At 65.7% G+C, this 16,701-nt stretch carries 16 protein-coding genes; 2 read left to right on the forward strand and 14 right to left on the reverse strand.

The annotated features are described in order from the left end of the window. Window position 1: 1 nt before the first annotated feature. Complete coding sequence (gene mycP, locus ACFQZZ_RS31255; RefSeq protein WP_378687807.1) at window positions 2-1,447, reverse strand: type VII secretion-associated serine protease mycosin; 1,446 nt, start codon at window positions 1,445-1,447, stop codon at window positions 2-4. A gap of 19 nt (window positions 1,448-1,466) precedes the next feature. Then, a complete protein-coding gene (eccD, locus tag ACFQZZ_RS31260; RefSeq protein ID WP_378687809.1) occupies window positions 1,467-2,939 on the reverse strand; it encodes a type VII secretion integral membrane protein EccD in 1,473 nt (490 codons plus the stop codon). 121 nt (window positions 2,940-3,060) lie between these two features. On the opposite strand from eccD, the gene eccA reads away from it, so the two are divergent. Then, window positions 3,061-4,878, forward strand: coding sequence for a type VII secretion AAA-ATPase EccA (gene eccA / locus ACFQZZ_RS31265; RefSeq protein WP_378687811.1), 1,818 nt, complete (start codon window positions 3,061-3,063; stop codon window positions 4,876-4,878). Between the two features lie 87 nt (window positions 4,879-4,965). On the opposite strand, the gene eccB is transcribed toward eccA, so the two are convergent. Then, window positions 4,966-6,411: a type VII secretion protein EccB gene (eccB, locus tag ACFQZZ_RS31270; RefSeq protein ID WP_378687813.1), complete on the reverse strand. Its 1,446-nt coding sequence runs from the start codon at window positions 6,409-6,411 to the stop codon at window positions 4,966-4,968. Window positions 6,412-6,626: 215 nt separating this feature from the next. On the opposite strand from eccB, the gene eccE reads away from it, so the two are divergent. Further along, the gene (gene eccE / locus ACFQZZ_RS31275) at window positions 6,627-8,270 is read left to right on the forward strand and encodes a type VII secretion protein EccE (protein ID WP_378687815.1); all 1,644 of its coding nucleotides are present in this window, start codon (window positions 6,627-6,629) and stop codon (window positions 8,268-8,270) included. 59 nt (window positions 8,271-8,329) lie between these two features. On the opposite strand, the gene ACFQZZ_RS31280 is transcribed toward eccE, so the two are convergent. The 11 genes from ACFQZZ_RS31280 to ACFQZZ_RS31330 form a co-directional block, all read right to left on the reverse strand. Next, complete coding sequence (locus tag ACFQZZ_RS31280; RefSeq protein ID WP_378687816.1) at window positions 8,330-8,617, reverse strand: WXG100 family type VII secretion target; 288 nt, start codon at window positions 8,615-8,617, stop codon at window positions 8,330-8,332. Window positions 8,618-8,654: 37 nt separating this feature from the next. Next, window positions 8,655-8,951: a WXG100 family type VII secretion target gene (locus tag ACFQZZ_RS31285; protein ID WP_378687817.1), complete on the reverse strand. Its 297-nt coding sequence runs from the start codon at window positions 8,949-8,951 to the stop codon at window positions 8,655-8,657. 85 nt (window positions 8,952-9,036) lie between these two features. Further along, window positions 9,037-9,816: an ESX secretion-associated protein EspG gene (locus tag ACFQZZ_RS31290; protein WP_378687819.1), complete on the reverse strand. Its 780-nt coding sequence runs from the start codon at window positions 9,814-9,816 to the stop codon at window positions 9,037-9,039. Window positions 9,817-9,853: 37 nt separating this feature from the next. Beyond that, on the reverse strand, window positions 9,854-10,828 hold the full coding sequence (locus tag ACFQZZ_RS31295; protein ID WP_378687821.1) for a PPE domain-containing protein: 975 nt from the start codon (window positions 10,826-10,828) through the stop codon (window positions 9,854-9,856). A 15-nt stretch (window positions 10,829-10,843) separates the two neighbouring features. Further along, window positions 10,844-11,140 carry a PE domain-containing protein gene (locus ACFQZZ_RS31300; RefSeq protein WP_378687823.1) on the reverse strand — a complete coding sequence of 99 codons (297 nt, stop codon included), beginning with the start codon at window positions 11,138-11,140 and terminating at the stop codon, window positions 10,844-10,846. A gap of 12 nt (window positions 11,141-11,152) precedes the next feature. Further along, window positions 11,153-12,499 (reverse strand): hypothetical protein, encoded by a 1,347-nt coding sequence (locus tag ACFQZZ_RS31305; protein ID WP_378687825.1) that lies wholly within the window; start codon window positions 12,497-12,499, stop codon window positions 11,153-11,155. Further along, window positions 12,496-12,810 (reverse strand): type VII secretion target, encoded by a 315-nt coding sequence (locus tag ACFQZZ_RS31310; protein WP_378687827.1) that lies wholly within the window; start codon window positions 12,808-12,810, stop codon window positions 12,496-12,498. The genes ACFQZZ_RS31305 and ACFQZZ_RS31310 overlap by 4 nt, the downstream gene beginning before the upstream one ends. A 107-nt stretch (window positions 12,811-12,917) precedes the next feature. Next, the gene (locus tag ACFQZZ_RS31315; RefSeq protein ID WP_378687829.1) at window positions 12,918-13,232 is read right to left on the reverse strand and encodes a YbaB/EbfC family nucleoid-associated protein; all 315 of its coding nucleotides are present in this window, start codon (window positions 13,230-13,232) and stop codon (window positions 12,918-12,920) included. Next, entirely contained in the window at window positions 13,229-13,543 is a 315-nt protein-coding gene (locus tag ACFQZZ_RS31320) for a hypothetical protein (protein WP_378687831.1), read from the reverse strand. Before ACFQZZ_RS31320 ends, ACFQZZ_RS31315 begins: the two co-directional genes overlap by 4 nt. A 225-nt stretch (window positions 13,544-13,768) precedes the next feature. Continuing rightward, the gene (locus tag ACFQZZ_RS31325) at window positions 13,769-14,554 is read right to left on the reverse strand and encodes an ESX secretion-associated protein EspG (protein WP_378687833.1); all 786 of its coding nucleotides are present in this window, start codon (window positions 14,552-14,554) and stop codon (window positions 13,769-13,771) included. Then, a complete protein-coding gene (locus ACFQZZ_RS31330; RefSeq protein ID WP_378687835.1) occupies window positions 14,551-16,500 on the reverse strand; it encodes a hypothetical protein in 1,950 nt (649 codons plus the stop codon). Before ACFQZZ_RS31330 ends, ACFQZZ_RS31325 begins: the two co-directional genes overlap by 4 nt. Window positions 16,501-16,701: the final 201 nt, after the last annotated feature.

Genomic DNA, 16,701 nt, shown 5'->3' on the forward strand with positions numbered 1-16,701 from the left:
CCTACAGTCCTTTTCCGATCTCGGCGTCCACCGGGTCGACGACGTCCGCGCGTTCGCGGCGAAACGGAATCGATAACGCGTATCCGATTCCGAGCAGCGCGAGCAAGACGATCGTGCCGATCGTGGCCACGCGGCGCGGCATCGGATCGACGTACGGTGGCGGCGCGGGCGGTGAAATAGGGCGCGCCACATCGGCTCCCGCGCCGATCGGCTTGGCAGGCAGCTGCGCTGTCAGCGCGGCGAGTGGATCGACCAGCCCGTATCCGAGCCTGTCGTCGCGCCCCACACCGGGCGCCTGCGCGGTACGGGTGATCCGATCCATCACCTGCGGTGCCGACAGCTCCGGGAACCTGGCCCGCACCAGTGCGGCTAGCCCGGAAACGTAGGCGCTGGAAAAGCTGGTCCCGTCAATGGTTCCCATGCCCTCGCTGGTCTGCTGGGAGTCGACCAACCCGGTCCCACCCGGTTTGCTGTCCAGCGAGACGATATTGCGGCCCGGCGCCGCGACCCCGATCCACGGACCGTTGATCGAGAACGGCGACGGCGTTCCATCGGCCTCGATCGACGCCACCGACAGGACGTACGGAGTGAACCAGGCCGGGCTGACCGCGGTGCGCACCGAGGCCCAGCCGGTGCCATCATTCTGGCCGTCGCAGGCTCCGCCCTGCTGGAGGTTCCCCGCGGCCGCGACCACAACGACACCGCGGTCGAAGGCAAGCTTCACGGCCGCGCCGAGTGCCCCATCCGCGGGATCGACACCGGTAGGCGCGCAGGCGACTTCGGAAATGTTGATCACCGTCGCGCCCATATCGACCGCGCGCACGATCGCCGCGGCCAGTGTCAGTACATTGCCGTAGCCGGCGCTGGCGATCTTGCCGGGCGCCTCGTTGCGGGTACGGTCCTTCGCCTCGTAGGCGGTGCTCAACTGCCGGATGGCGAGGATCTCCGCGTCGGGGGCGACACCGGAGAAGGCATCCTCCTGGCTGGGCCGCCCCGCGATGAGGCCGGCGACCAGAGTGCCGTGACCATCGCAATCGAGCGTGCCGTCGGAGTTCGAGACGAAGTCACCGCCCGGCTGCAGCGCGGGCAGGCGCGGATGCCGGTTCACACCGGTGTCGATGACCGCGACCTTCTGGCCGCCGCCGCGGCTGAACTGCCATGCGGCAGGCAGCTCGAGAATTCGCTGTGGTTGCGGCGCTTCACTCGGTGCGGCACCCATCAGTCTCGGCTCTGCGCATACGGCTCGCTGCTCGGTCTCGTCGGGCGGTCCGCCATTGGCATTGACCGCCAGCGCCGCACCGAGCGCGGCCTCGTCGATGGCGGGCGGTCCGATCGCGAGGGCCGGGGCGGGAGCTCCGATCGTGCCGATCCCGAGCACAACCGTGACGACACCGACCAGCCGTAGCGGTGCACGGCGGCGATGCCGGCATCGGATGTGCTGGTTCATCGCGAAAACCACCCCGCGATCACAGGTTCCTGGCGGCCGAGTACAACTCCATGATCCACAGCACCAGCGGAATGATGGTGACTATCAACAGGTATTCGAGGATCTCGCCCATCCGCCGGGTAACCGGTGACATCTCGGTGTGCGGCCCGATCACACCGAACCCCACCATCGCCGCGGCGACCGCGAGAAGCATCCCCGCGACCGGGACCAGCCACGACACGTTGCCGATCGCCACCGCGATCATGACCGTGATCAGCGTGAGAGCGCCACCGGCAATCAGCGTGCCTGCCTGGGTGAGGTCAGCGAACGAGCGCCCGCGCAGGCACAGGATCAGCGCTACGACCAGGGCAAGGGCGATGCCCTGCCAGCGTGCCGCACCAAGGGGATCAGCGGCTAGCACCGATCCCACTGCCGCGGCGACGGTACTGCCTATGATCAGCCCGGATTGGTATTGGTTGGCGGCGCGTGCCCGCAACTCGAGCCCCGCCGCCGATGGCAGCGCCGTTGCGCCGATTGCCCCGATATCCTCGATGGTCGGCCGCGGCTCGTGGTCAGCCGGGTCGATCGCCGCGCCGGCCGTCGGCACCGGCGGGACCGGCAACCGTGCGGCCGCGACGGCCAGCCGCGGTGCCATGGTGATCACGATCAGCGCCGCGACGAGCACACCCGCGGCGATCTTGGGTGAGTCGATGTCCCACACCATCCGCACGAATGCCGCGCAGCCGCCGAACAGCGCCGAGGTGATGGCCGCGGCGAACATCGTCGCGCCCACGCCGGTGACGCTGTAACCGACGGCGGCTGCGACGAGCGCCACGACCCACGCCAGCAGCAGATGTGGGCTGCCGAGTTCGTTCGGGACGAACAACACAGCGGCCGCGAAGAGCAGCAGTATCCCGTACAGCGACAACACGACCGCGACCAATCGCGCCTGGTACTTCCGCATCGCGATGGACGCCGCGGCCAGCGCGCCGACGCCGGTGCCCAAAGGGATGAAACCGATCTCGATCCCCGCGCCGTCCTGCTTGGCCGCGGCGAGCAGCCCGCTCGCAGCGAGCACCGCAACCAGCGCCACGATCAGACCCATCCACCTGGCCGACACCGCCGACCAGCTGCGGAATGTCTCGGCAGTCAGCTTGGACACCGCGTCGATCACATCATCGAACAACGCGGGTGATTCCTTGGCCGTCACCGAGCGCAGCACCAGCAGTTCGCCGTCGAATACCTCTGCATCGGTGAGTGTTTGGTCCGGCGGAATCGGATCGCGGCCGATTCGGGCGAGCGTCCAATGCGCGGTCCGCAGTGGCGCACCCTCCTCGTGCTCGGAGAGATCGGAGGTGCGCGACTCGATCAGTTCGGTTACATCGGTGATGAACGCGGCGATCGGAATGTTCGCGGGCAGACCAAGATCCAGTTGAGTGTTGCCGCCGATCACCGACACCCGGCACAGTTCCGGATCAACGGCACCCAAGCCGCTCGACAACGACTCGGTCACGAGCTGCAGCTCCCTACATATGCACTGTCCGTTGCTTGGCAACGCACACAATGTATCCCACACACAGCCGGTATGCTGAGCAGGAACTCGCAAAAACTGCAGGCTTTGGGGGCTTACCCACATGACTGGAAACCGCCAAGCACAACGCGCATTCGACGCTGGCATCTTGTCGTTGGGCCTCGTCATCGACGGACAGGAATCCGTCCGCGACCTCGACTACGCCAAGCTGGCGTTCACCAGGGCAACCGAATGGGACCCCGGCATGTGCGATGCCTGGCTCGGCCGGGCCGCCGCAGGCGAGGTCACCCGCGAAGTTCTGTTCAACCTGTTCAAGACCAGCCCGACAACCCTGTTCCGGGAACAACGCAGGCTCGGGCTGACGCCGCGGACACTGGCGGGCCGATTCGTTGTCGGCCAGTACATCGACTACCCGCTGGCCAGTTACGTCGAGATCTGGTTGGCGCAGGCCTCGATGCTTGTCACCGAGGGCGACTTCGACGAGGCGGAGCGGGTGCTCGACGACCTCGCCGAGTATCGCAAATCTCAACTGTCGCAACCTGAGCGCGAGATCGACGACCGCATCTGCGCCTACGTGCGCGGTGTGCTGCATTACCAGACTCAGCGCTGGCCTGACGTGATGACTTTGCTGGCCGGTTCCACCGAGTGGGACGACGCCTTCCTGGCCGCGGGCGCGAACGTGATGGTCGGCACGGCCTGTGCTCAGCTCGGACTGTTCGGTGAAGCGATACGCCGGATGGAGCTGGCCGAGGTCGGCCCGATCCCCGCGGCCGCGACAACCGCGCGATTCTGCCGCGGTCTGTGCTTACGCGAGACCGGCAACGAGGTCGAGGCCCAGGCGTTGTTCGAGAAAGTGTTCTCGGAGGCACCGGATTTCGAGGCGAACACCGGAGCCATGCGGGATCGCAAATACCGCATCACCGTCACCTCGAGAGAACAGATCGAGGCGCGGACCAACCGCTGGGATCCCGCGTCCGCGCCCTCGGCCGACCAGATGGGTCGCGAGGAGCGCGACGACAAAGCCAAGCGCACCCTCGCGGCCGCCCGCAAGGAATTGGACCAGCAGATCGGTCTTGCCGCCGTCAAGACTCAGGTCGCCAAGCTGCAAGCTACCGCGCAACTCGCCAGGATCCGCGCCGAGAAGGGCATGGCCAGCGTGCCACGCGGCCAGCACCTTGCCTTTACCGGCCCGCCCGGCACCGGCAAGACCACCGTCGCACGAGTTGTCGCCAAGATCTATTGCGGGCTCGGGCTGCTGAAGACCGACAGCCTGATCGAGGCCAAGCGCGCCGACTTCGTCGGCCAGCACCTGGGCAGCACCGCGATCAAGACCTCCAAGCTGATCGATAGCGCCATGGACGGCGTGCTGTTCATCGATGAGGCGTACACCCTGATCCAGGCCGGCCTGTCCGGCGGTGACGCCTTCGGCCGTGAGGCCGTGGACACTCTGCTGGCTCGCATGGAAGACGACCGTGACCGGCTCGTGGTGATCATCGCCGGATACGACGGCGAGATCGACCGATTGCTCGCCGCCAACGACGGCCTCGCCTCCCGTTTCGCCAAGCGGGTCAAGTTCGACTCCTACACCCCTGACGAACTGGGCGAGATCGGGCAATTCATTGCGCGCAAACGCGATTCGGAGGTCTCCGATGAAGCCCGCGCACTGTTGGTCGAGTCGTGCACAACGCTCTACACCAAGCAGAGCACCGACCAGAACGGCCAGCCGCGGCGCGGCATCGATCTGGCCGGCAATGGCCGATTCATCCGCAATGTCATCGAAGCGGCCGAGGAGGAACGCGAATTCCGGCTGGCCAACGATGAAAACCTGGACCTGAGCGCGGTCGACGAGTCCGTGCTGATGCGGATCGAAGCCGACGACATGCGCAACGCCCTCGGCAACGTTCTCTCTACACTGCGCTGAGTCCTCGCTGCGCCACCAAGGCTGATTTCGTCGCGCCGCTGAGTGTGCGGCCGCGAGCTCGGTCGGCGAGTGTCCCGGTCTCGGCAGCTAGCGTGCGGTGCCGCTGGGGAGAACGTCGTGGGAGACAAGAGCTTCCGCCGGCGACAGCGTGGGGCCTGGGACGAGTTGGCCGATGATCGCCCAGGGAGCCAGGCGCGGCTTCTCTTCGAGGCCGAGGATCGCGGCGGTCCCTGCGTCCGGGACACCGTAACGGATGCCGGTATCACCCACATAGAACAGGCTGCCCCGGCGCGGACTCTGCGGGTCCATGCCCGTCACTTGGACGTACTCCCCGCTACCCGGCCGCAGGTAGGCAGCGTCGATGCGATCACCGGTGCCGTCGGAAGTGGCCAGCCCGACCGGGATAGCCGACTCGGGGAGTGGCAACTTGCGGCCGGCCAGGATTGTCACCGTAGCGTCCGGATCCTCGGCGCCCTTGAACCATGCGATACAACCGACCGGAGCGTCCTCGGCGGCAAGGATTTTCGGCGTACTGTGCGGGAAGTGGTCGAGCGCAAGCTGGTTGACCACCGGCACTCCGACCAACCGGTCCGGTGGCACCGTGGTGATATCGCTCATGCCTTGGGAATTCGCATTGCGAACCACGTCGGCAGCGAACGGTGACACCCGCTGCACCCCATCGGCCAGCACTACATACAGGTCGTCGGTGGCCACACCACGCACCCGCACCACGCCACCGACCGGAACACTCGACAGGCGCCCCGGCCCAGGCTCGCCGAGCCGCGCGATCGGCGGTGGCGTCAACGGGGACACCTGGGTGGCGGAGTTCAGCAGTCCGGTGCTGATCGGCCGGGCCTGGTGGTTGCGCAGTGTCATCGACTGGGCCATCACCGAATCCTTGGGATCGATCTCCGCACGCTTGCCATCGAAGAGCAGGAAAGTCTTGTCCCCCTTGATCACCAACAGCGCCTCACCCGCAGCCAGCGGCCTGGCGACTGATTCCGCCGTGGACTCGAGCCGGCCCGCGATCACCGTGGTCTTCGAGCCAGGAGATGCCGTCGCGCTGCCGGATGCGGACAGCGACACCGTATCGCACAACGCCCAGCTCGAACTCTTGCCGGTCGACGAGCCTGGCAACTGGGCCGGGGCGCCGGGAATACCGAGCAGCGCGCCACGCGGCAACCCCGAGAGCTTGGACGACTTGATCGAGGTCGGCGACTCGTTACTCTGGGTGATCAGCCGCGCGGAGGCCAGGTTCAGCACCGGATGTACAGTGCCGTCGACGACGGCGTACAACGCGCCGGTTTCCTTGGCCATGACGATCTTCGCGTCAGCGATCGAGCCCTGGGGCCGCAGGAACGCAAGAATCGCCGCACCCGCCACCACCAGCAGGCCGAGCACCGCACCGACGACCAGCGAGCGAGTCTGCGACCGCATCGGGTCGTGCAGCATCCGCACATCTCGACGTACCAGCGCGTGCTCGTAGCGACGCAACAAGAACCGGTATCCATTGACTTGTGCTCGCGTAGTCAACTGTGCCGGCACGACACCTCCGAAATGACGCTGGTAAGCAGGGCCATAGCAGACCAAGCCACTCGACCGCGCGAGGTGCCCGCTGGGTTGCTCCCATAACAGTAGCGAAGGTGCGAAACTTCGGTCCATCATTGAGCATGGCGTCAACAACGTCCGACCGGGCCGCGGCGGTGCCGGCACCGCCGCTACAGTCTCCGCACTACTGGTTGTTTCGAATGTTCCCGCTGCGGTTGGTGATTCCGGTTGTGCTGCTGGCGATCACAACGACCCTGGTCTCGGTCTCGTTCGACGCGCCGACACCGGCCGCGGTCGCAGGCGCGGCGGTGGTTGCCGTGGCCGGTCTCACCCGGTTCCGCGGCAAATCTTCGGCCGCGGTCATCGGCGAGGCAATCACGTTCCGGTGGCATGCTTTCCGCAACCGTTCCACCGGTCTTCACCATCCGCCGTTCGATGTTCCCCTGCCAGAGGGTGGCAGTTACGGCATGCGCTGGGACGGCACTCATCTGATCACCATCCTGCGCATCGACACACAACCCCGCTTCGTGACACGGCTCAGCCCCAGCGGGCTCAGCACCGGCGACATGGTGCCGCTGCCGGAACTCGCGCGTTGTCTGAACCAGTTCGACATCGCCCTTGCCTCGATCGATGTGATCAGCACCGGGTCGCGTACCTCGGACGCGGGCGCGGTAGCGCGGCTCTACGACCAGATCCTCGGGCCGCTGCCCGCGGTGGCGCACCGTACCTGCTGGGTGGTGCTGCGGCTGGACCCGCTGGCGAACGCGGCGGCGGTGGATCGGCGCGGCGGTGGATCGATCGGCACACTGCGGTCGGCGATCGTCGCGACCCAGCGGGTAGCGAACCGGCTCGCGGCGCGTGACCTCACGGCATCGGTGCTGTCCGCCGCCGACATGACCGGCGTGGTGCACCAGCTCACTCGCGGCGCCACGCTCGATCAGTTGACCGAGTCACCCCGCGGTATAGAACACAACGGAATTCATTCCGCCACCTACCGAATGGCGCTCGACGAACTCGGCCCACGGGGATTTTCCGATATCTGGGCGACCCAGAGCCTGGCGACAACGATCGTGATGCGGCTCCAGCACGCAACAGACACGAACACCAAGACCCCCGTTCCGGAGCCAGCCATCGAAGTCACCGCAACGGTCCGGTTCGACACCCGGCATGATCCGGCGGAGGTGGCGACGCCCGGCCTGGTACCCATGCGGGGCAAGCAGTATCGAGCACTGCTGCACAGTCTTCCGATCAAGACCCAGCGCCCGGCGCTGCTCATCGACGGTTCGGTGGGCACCCCGGATTCGCTGGCCGCTCTGTCCATGCCCATCGCCGGCTGCGGACAGCTGATCGGCGCGGACTCCTCCGGACAGGGGGTTGCGCTGCCGCTGGTCGGCCAATACGTGCGGCGGGTCGAAATCATCGGCGCCCTGCTCATCGCCAAACAGGTGATCCTGCGCGCGATAGCCCTCGGCGCAGCCGTTGTGGTGCACACCGATCGGCACGACGCGTGGCGAGAGATGGTCGCCTATGTCGATTCACCGCAAGCATTGTCGCTCGCCGCCTGGTCGGCCGGATCACAGCACGCGAACTCGCACCGATCCGCGACCGTCATCGTCTACGACGGGGTACCGCCGTCGACACATCACTCCGATGCCACAGTCATCCTGCTGCGATCACCGGCAGGTCGCGACGGACATTTCGACCCTGACGTCACATTGACCGAAGACGCCGAGACCCCGAACCTGGTCACCGTGCAGACCACAACCGGAATGACCACGGTGCACATGGTCGCCACCCCCTTCGAGATGACCTATCTCGGTGCACCACAACCAGTTCCGGCGTAAACACCCAGTGGCCCGTCCACGTAGATCATGAACGGGCCCTCGGGGCCACCGATCGAGGTTCAGCCGGAGAAGCTGTCATAAACCTTTTTGTCGGCCGACTGAGCATTGCCAAGCGCTCGGTCCACGGCATCGCGCATACGCTCGAGGATTTGGGCGGTGTCGCTGAACTCAGCCTTCCACTTGTCGTGCGCCGATTTGAACCCAACCGCAGATTCGTTGTCCTCCCATGCGACGTTGACCAGCTTGCCTGCCGCACCTTCGAGGCGCTCGATCTGGGTGTTGAGATTTTTGTAATGGCCGTCGAGATCGTCGATCAGCGGCAACAAGAAATTGGGGTCGTAAAGCATGTCGGATCCTTTCGAAATGAGATGATCGCACCCGGCGTCAGACCAGGTTGGTGAAGGAATCGACGTTGTCGGCGTCGACCTGGTTCTTTGTCTCGCCGCCCTCGAAGATCTTCGACGTCATGTCGTCCAGCTTCGTGTTCAGGCGGGTGCCTTCTTCCTGCCATGCCACGGCGGCCTTGCCGCATGCGGTATTGGCGTCGCCCTGCCAGCCGGGCTTGGCCTTCTCGATATCGGACTCGATACCAGCGATCGTCTTCTTGATGTCGCCGACCGCCTCCATGAAATCGTTCACAACCTCGGCGGCTGCGGCATCGTCGAGACTTACCTTGCTCATCTTCTGACCTTTCGTCGTCTGCTATTCATCGTGTTCGGTTGACGCTGCCAATAATTCGCACAGTCAGCTCTCGACTACGCGCGAGCTAGGGCATCCACCTTCCTCCGGGAAGTATTTCGATCAGCGCGGAAATCGCTTGTGCGATCCGATGATCGGAGCCCGGGGTGAAGGTGGACCAGACTCTCAGGTCGGGGGAGGCACCGGGGCTGGCTGCGATTCGACCCCGCGAGGTGTCGTATAGGGCCACCGCTCCGGCTGTTCGAGTTGCCGCGCCGTCCGCATAGGCGTTCGCGACGATCTCGGTGTGCGCAAAGCAACTGGACATGGTCAGCCCGAACTCGATGGCATCGCGCTCCTCGACACCGAGCGAATACAGCACTTGGGCGTAGTCGCTGGACGAGACGGCCCCATCGAGGCGTTCGCGCAGCTCGTCCGACGGCGCGCTGAAGCTCGTGATGGCGGCGGGCGGACAGGGCCCGAGCGCGTCGAGTACCGGGCGAGCCAGTGCGGCACCGTCTTCGTCGGCCCACGTGGTGTGGATATCGAAGTCGTCGCCGATCCTGGTGGCCACCGCGTGCTGAGATCCTCGGCGGGCCAAGCAAACTCGCCGAGGTCCCTCCACGGTGTGGATTCGCGCGACGAGCTCGCGCTCCGGCTGCGACAGCACATGCAGCGCCACCGCGAGATCCGAGTCCACCTCGTCGTAGCTGTCGACGAGCCCCGAAGCACGCAGGCCGGCCAGAGCCTGTTGCTGTGCCACCGTCCAGGCTTGTACCGAATCCTGTTGCGGGCCTATGCCGAGGACCAATGGCAGTGTCTGCACACCCAACAGACCGGATACCGCGAGCAGCCCATCATTCGTCATAGTCGGCACGACATCCCCTAACAGTGCGGAAGCGGTGTCACGAAGCAACCTCCGTCTGTGAAGTCGGACGCGGCGCCTGCTCGACGGCGGCACCGAGTACCGGCGGGGCCACATCGACGCCCGCCTCGATCTCCAGTCCCTCACCAGGGCGCGCCGCGATGGCGCCTGCTCGAACGGTGCGTTCGGCCTCGCCCATCACCGCCCCAGGAGCCATGCCTCCCGGCGCGATCCTGCTCGCCGCGTTGTTGTCAGCGGATACCGGAGTCGATTCCACCGGAACGACTTCCGGGGCGGACACCGATTTCGCGACGGACTGCGCACGATAGGCGGTCTTCTCCCGCGGCATCGCGATGGCGCCGACATGCGGGACGAAGCCCGCGGCCATCACACCGGGGCCGGGTGCGCTGGTAGTCCTCGTCGGGCCCGCCTGCTCCGCCTCCAGCGCCGCGCTCGACGCGATGACAGGTGGCTGCTGGTGCTGCCATGGTGTGGCCAGGGGTGTGGTCGCCGATTCGTAGCTCTGCATTACCCGTGCCGCGTTCGACTTGGCCAGATCCTGCTGGGTGTCGACCTCAGCGGCGGCCGCCACCAGCGGTGCGCCCAACGCGGCGCCTGCCTGCTCGATCCCCTGCCGTGCCGTCTCCAGCGCGGCGATCTCGGCAACGTGCGGCATGGCCAGCCGGGCCACCTCATGGGCCACGGCCTGACCACCTGCCCGCCCGGCATTCTGACCAGCGGCCACGGCGGCGTCGGCAAGCCAGTCCCGCAACGTAGTGATCCGCTCGATGACGACTTCGCTCTCGGCCGACCGCCACGATTCCCGGATCTTCGACACGATCTGGTCGTATTCGACGACCGCGGCACCGAAACTCGCGGCCAGCTTCGCCCATGCGGCACCGGCCTCTGCCATCGGAGTCGCACCGCGCCCCGTCGTGAGATCTCGCGCCAGCTGATCGGTGGGTCTGGCCTGCCAGATCACCCCGGTGAAGCCGACTACCGGTGGTTCGACCATGCGTGCCGCTCCGCGCTAACTCGCCGGACCGAAATCACTCGCGTTGTCGTCGTCCATCTGCACGAGCAGATCGGACTGGGAACGCAACGCGGCCGCCAGCTTTCGTATCTCCTGGATACCCTGGGTGGCTGTCTCGTCGTAGGAGTTCGCGACACTGCCCAGTGTTTCCGCTGCCCGCACCGACACCTCGTCCAAGCCAGCCGAATCCACTTTCAGCGCAGGAAGATTGGAATGCAGGTCAGCCTCCAGCCGGTTCGCCAGGCGGTCCAGATCAGCAGCGGACTTACGGGACTGGATCGGATCGAATTCCATGACGTCCTCCTGTCAGAGGGTGAGCGCCTTGTCCGGCGGTTCGGGGTCCAGTGGTTCGGACACACGTTCGGCCGCACCGACCACCGGCAGCGAAGCCCCTTCGATATCTCCCACGACCTCGTGGCCGTGTTGTTCGGTCACCAATTGGCCACGCAGGCCATCGGTACTCGACTCGCCGCCTGGCCTGGCCATACCCGCGGCGCCTGCCGCGCCGGCCAGCGGCATCATGCCGGGCCCCGACGTCGAGCCGCCGCGCATGGCCGCAGTCGATGTGCTGCCCGCGGATTCGGCGCTTGGCACGCTCGCGCCCGCGGGACCGAACGAGCCCGTCGCGCGAGCCCCCGTCCACGCGGCCAGCTGCCGGGCTTGATTGATCGCGCCCACCCCACCGGCTCCACCCCCCGTGGCTCCACCGCCCATGCCTGCGGCCCCACCCGCGCCGAGCCCGTCCTTTGCCTCCCCGTCCAGTTTCTCTTTGTCCGGGTCGGTGATCGACTTCGGCGGATTGAGTGCGGTGTTCACGGCGGTGAGCGACTGCACTCCGGTGGTCGCCAGCTGGGTCAGCGGGCCCAAGATCTGCATGATCTGGGACAGGGCCTGCATCGGGTCGACGTTCTTGGGGGCGTTGGTAACTGGCACCTTCGTGCCGGTTTCCGTCATGGCCGCGCTGTGCACGGTGAGTTCGCCGCGTGTCTTCGCGACCACGGCGGTCGCCTCGGCGAGGGTCTCGGTCGTCAACGCCACCAGGAACATCTGCCCGCCCGGAGTGGCGAGGAATGGCGCCGAAGCCGCCAGCGAGGTCATGAACTTGGCGATGATCGCGGCCATCATGGTGGCGCCCGTGAAAACCGTGCCGGCCGCTGAGCCGACACCGGCAGAGGTCTGCGCGCTCTGTGTCGCAACGGCCGCGCCGTCCGTCGCCGCCTCTCCGCCCTTTTCGGCCGCTGCGGCGGCACCCATGCCCTGCCACAACGACATCACGATCTGCAGCGCCGAACTGCCGAGCGTCATCGCCGTCTGCAACACCGTGGAGACCTGGGTCATCATTTGAGCGGGATCGACGACGGGCTGTGCCGGTTGCCCAGTCGCCTGCTGCTCGGGCGATGCCGCTGACTGCTGCCCCGAGGGCAGTTGGCCGGTGCCGAAGCTGCTCGCCAGATCGGTGAGCGGTTTGGCGAGCAGCGAAAGGTCAATGACCGGCAGCGGCGGCAGGTCGGGCAACGGCGGCAACCCGGGAATCTCCGGCAGCGCAGGCAGACCCATATCCCTGAGCACGTCGTTCACCGGCCGATCGAGCATCGGGCCGACGGCGCTCTGGCGGAGCAGGTCCAGAACGGATTGATCCAGCGGCGCATTCATTGCTTGTCTAGGGACCCGAAATCGGCTACCGCCGCATCCTCGGTCACGTCGTACAGGGCCGCGCTCTCGTGCGCGGCAACCGCGGTCATGGCATGCACCGCGGCCAGCTCAGTCACCGACATCAGGTTGTTGGCTTGGGTGTACGCGAACGCCGCAAGGAAATCCTGCCCGATCAAACCGAAGACCGGAATCGCGGCCGCGATGGTTGCCGCCTGGTTGGTGGCACCCGCAACGGCGACATCAGTGGCCATGACAGCGGAGGCATCTCCGTATTGGCGAAGGGCATCTGAAACAACAGAAAGTTCATTCATCGGAAACCTCAGCTGCCGGAAGACTATTAGTCCGTTACTTACCAATGTACCGGATCATCCGACCACTTACTCAGCGAAATACCAGGAAACCGTTAGGGAAGTGCGAATTACGTCCGTGTGATCTCTTCTGTTGCTTCATGATTGAACGCGGTGACCAGCTCGCCCCGTGCGGCGAACGCCCGGTGCGCCGCCCTTGCCGCGGTGGACACCAGGACCTGCTCGAACTCGTTCGGCGACAACCCCGACACCGCGCCCGACAACTCGAGGTCACACAGCGCGCCGTTACCGTCGACGACAGCCGTCACCACACCGTCCGGCGAGGTTTCGCGCACCCGGACGGCGGCCATCTGCTCGCCGAGTTCGCGGATCCGATTCAGCTGCCGGTGCGCCCGCGCCTCCAGCTCGTCCATCGCGTCACTCATATCGACCTCAACCAGCTCCCCGGCTCGACCTCGTACTCTTGTTCTTCGACCAGCTCCTGGCGCGCAACATCTTCCGGCTTCGGCAGCCCGGTCAGGGCGAGCACATCGCCGTGCAACCCCGCGGCCTCCAATTCGGCCCGGCGTGCCAGACCTGCACGGTTCGCTGCCTGTTTGCATAAGCGCAGGATCTCGCCGGCCAACTCCTTCGGATCCCGCCGCAGCTCCGCGCGCTCGACGGATACGGCGATCGGCAACCCCTGTTCGGTGGTCTCGACCGAAATCGAGCCGCTGCGTGACGTCGCTGTCGACATGGCATCCCCCATCCGCTCGTCCTCTCCTAAAGTCTACGACCGCCTATCGACCGCTCACTCCCGTTCATCCTTGATAGCCCGCACTACCTCCGCGATTTCGGCATTGATCAACGCGGCCAGTCGCTTCCGTTCCACCGGCTCCGCCACCGGCAGGTTCCCCACCGTGATCGCATACCTGCCATCGCCTTCGACATCACGGCGACAACGCAGGCTGAACACCCCGAACTACGTCCGATCGTCTCTGATCGCCCGCACCACGAAAGTGATTTCGGCGTTGATCTGTGCCGTGAGCTGTTTGGCGTCGACCGGGATCGCGGTCGGCGGTGTGTCCTGGGTGATCACGTATCGCCCGTCATCGGGCAGGTCACGCCATTCGAGGTAACGCGCTACCCTGCCTCGCGGCCCGAAGCGCGAAATGCCTTGGCACACCTCGATGCCACCGACTGTGGCCGGCACCGTAGTCAAGAACCGTTGCGAGTGTGCGTCATCGGTGTCCTCGTGGGAGTCCCACAGGCCGGATTTATTGTATGTGTGGTCCATCCCATCGTGGTCCGGGGGCACTCGCAATGTAATGCGATTCTGTTTGCCCGCAGGAGCTTTCGGTAGCTCCGCGACCACGACATCCGCCAGCCTCAGCACATCGCATTCAGTGATCGTGAAGCCGCCACTGTGATGGACTGTCCTGCCCGGCAATTGGGTGAGCAGGTAGCCGCGATCCTCCCTGCGCGCCGCAATCATGCGAATGCTGCCCTCGGGATTGTCGGGGTTCTTGCCGTCGATCCCTCGCACCAGGACGCTGAGGTCCGGCCGGGCGATATCCATCAACAGCTGCGGGACGGCCGGGTCGATCGTGTACCGCAGCCGCTCCCGGATGCGATGGAGTTCGCGCTGGTAGTCCTCCTCGAGCGGAATGTCGGTGGTGAAGACGAACGGGCGCGGCATGACGTCCTCACGCATCTGCTGCCAGAGCACGACGAACTCGAGGTCTGTGAATTTCCAGGTACGGCTCATCTCTCGACTACCGGCCTGACGACCTGTGGCGCGTCGCCGAGTGCCTCCTCCATGTGCTCGGTGGAATCAAGGAACGCCGCGCGCTTGTGGTTCTGGTTGCTATCGCCCGCACCGCGGCCCGCAGCGCCCGCCGCGCCAGGCGAACCGGGCATACCTGCCATCGGGGAGGCAAGCCCCGGCATCCGGCCTGCCGCGGACGCGGCCGTCGCGGCGGCGGCGCGCGGGAAAAGCTTGGCGGTCTGGCTCAACTCCTTCGCCACCGGCGCCGCGCCTGCGCCTGCGCCTGCGCCTGCGCCACCGAGACCGCCGGGCTTGCCCGCCGACAGCGCCGCGTTCTTGGCCGCCTCGAGCGCGGAAGCCGCCCCCGGCGCGAGTCCCGCCAGCCCTGGCACGCCCGCCATTGCCTGCTGCGCGGCCTGCTGCGCGGCGGCCATCGCCTCCTGCGCGGCCTGCTGTCCCGCCGACATCGCCTCCTGCGCAGCCTGCTGCGCGGCCTGCTGCGTCTGTTGCGCAGCCTGCTCCACAGCCTGTTGCTGTTGTCGTTGGGCCGCCTCTTCCTGCTGCTTGCGCGCGGCCTCCTGCTGCTGGCGCTGGTACGCGGCCGACTCTTGTTGCTGCTGGCGCCCCGCTTCCTGCTGCTCGCGCTGGTATTTCTCCGCTGCTTCCTGCTGCCTGCGCACTGCCTCCCGCTGCTCACGCTCGAATTTCTCCTGCGCTTTGCGTTGCGCCTCGGCCCGTTCTTGCGCCTTCCGAGTGTCCGCGGCGCTCGGGCCCGGATTTGTCGCACTCAACGTGGGCCCGGAGCCTGGACCGCCCGGGTACGTCTGCTTAGTCGGATCCTGACCGGTCGGGTTGAACGGGTCGGCCGGAATATCCTTGAACGACGCGTCCGGGTGCGCCAACAACGGGACCTGGCTAGCGGATTGCGGCAGCCCTGCGGCGTAGGTCTTCGCCATCCATTCCCGGTGTTGCTGGAGCTGATCGGGGACGGTGTACGAGAAGCCCGAGTAGTAGTAACCGCCGTAACCGCTGCCAGACATGGAGTAAGTCTGCTGTCCCGGATTGTGCGGTGTCGTCGGCATGAAAAGCTGTGTCGAGTCCAACCAGCCGGAGGTGAGCATGAGATTGTCACCGATCAGGTTCATGCTCTGCTGCAATGCGGGGACCGATGCCGCATAGGCCTTGATCGCAGCGACCATCATTTCCTTGGATGGCCCTTCCCATTGATCCGCGGTCACCGAGTCGATCCTGTTGAGAAAATCGGAGAATACTTGCTGGACCATTTCGGCCATCCATTTCCACCGACCCGACCAGTTCGCCGCACGCTGCACAGTCGTGTAGTTCTTGATGCTCTCACCGAGGGTGTACAGGGCTTCCCAGGACTGACTGCCCGCGCTCTCCACCATGATCGTCGACGGCTCGAATCCCTTGGAATTCTTGAGATTTTCGCTCGGCGGTTGAAAATGGACCTTGGGATCCTTCGAGTACGGCGGTTTCTCGGTCGCGATCGGCATCGGGGCACCTGGCAGCGCCGTCCCGATCTTCGACGGCTTGATGGCGTCGAACATCGCCTCGTTCTCGCGTTCCTTGGCGTCGAACTTCTTGCCGGCGGCGATGAAGGTATCGATCATGTCCTGCAGGATGCCGATGTGCTTGCCGAGGAGTTCCTTCAGCTCATCACCTTTGCCCGACAGCTTCTTCGTGAGGGCGATGCCAGACGGCATGTCGGCGAAGGGAACCGTGGTGGTGACCATTGTGGTCTGATTCTGCAAAGTGCGGATCTGACCGATGATGAGCGACGCCGCGTTGGCGAGATTGTAGGCAACTTCCTGCTCGAACTTGAATTTGCCCTCCGCCGCCGCGGTCTTCAATGCCGGCCATGGGTTGCCCGTTTTGATGGGGAGTTGCTGGCCGGGGACGACTGGGGGTTGTTCGTTGCCACCCATACATCACGCTCCTACTATCTCGGCAACACCTGGCACACCACGGCTACCGCTGTTGACCATTTTGGCACGAGTCCAGTGGGGCTGTCGCACTGCCGATTTCGTCCGGAAGGATCTTCGGCACCCGCAGTTCACCAGCTACCGATACCCACTGAACCGCATATGACCGGAGGCCGACCACCCGGCGAAATGTTTTCGCGCTCT

This window comes from Nocardia sp. GCM10030253 (assembly GCF_042675075.1).
Lineage (GTDB): Bacteria > Actinomycetota > Actinomycetes > Mycobacteriales > Mycobacteriaceae > Nocardia.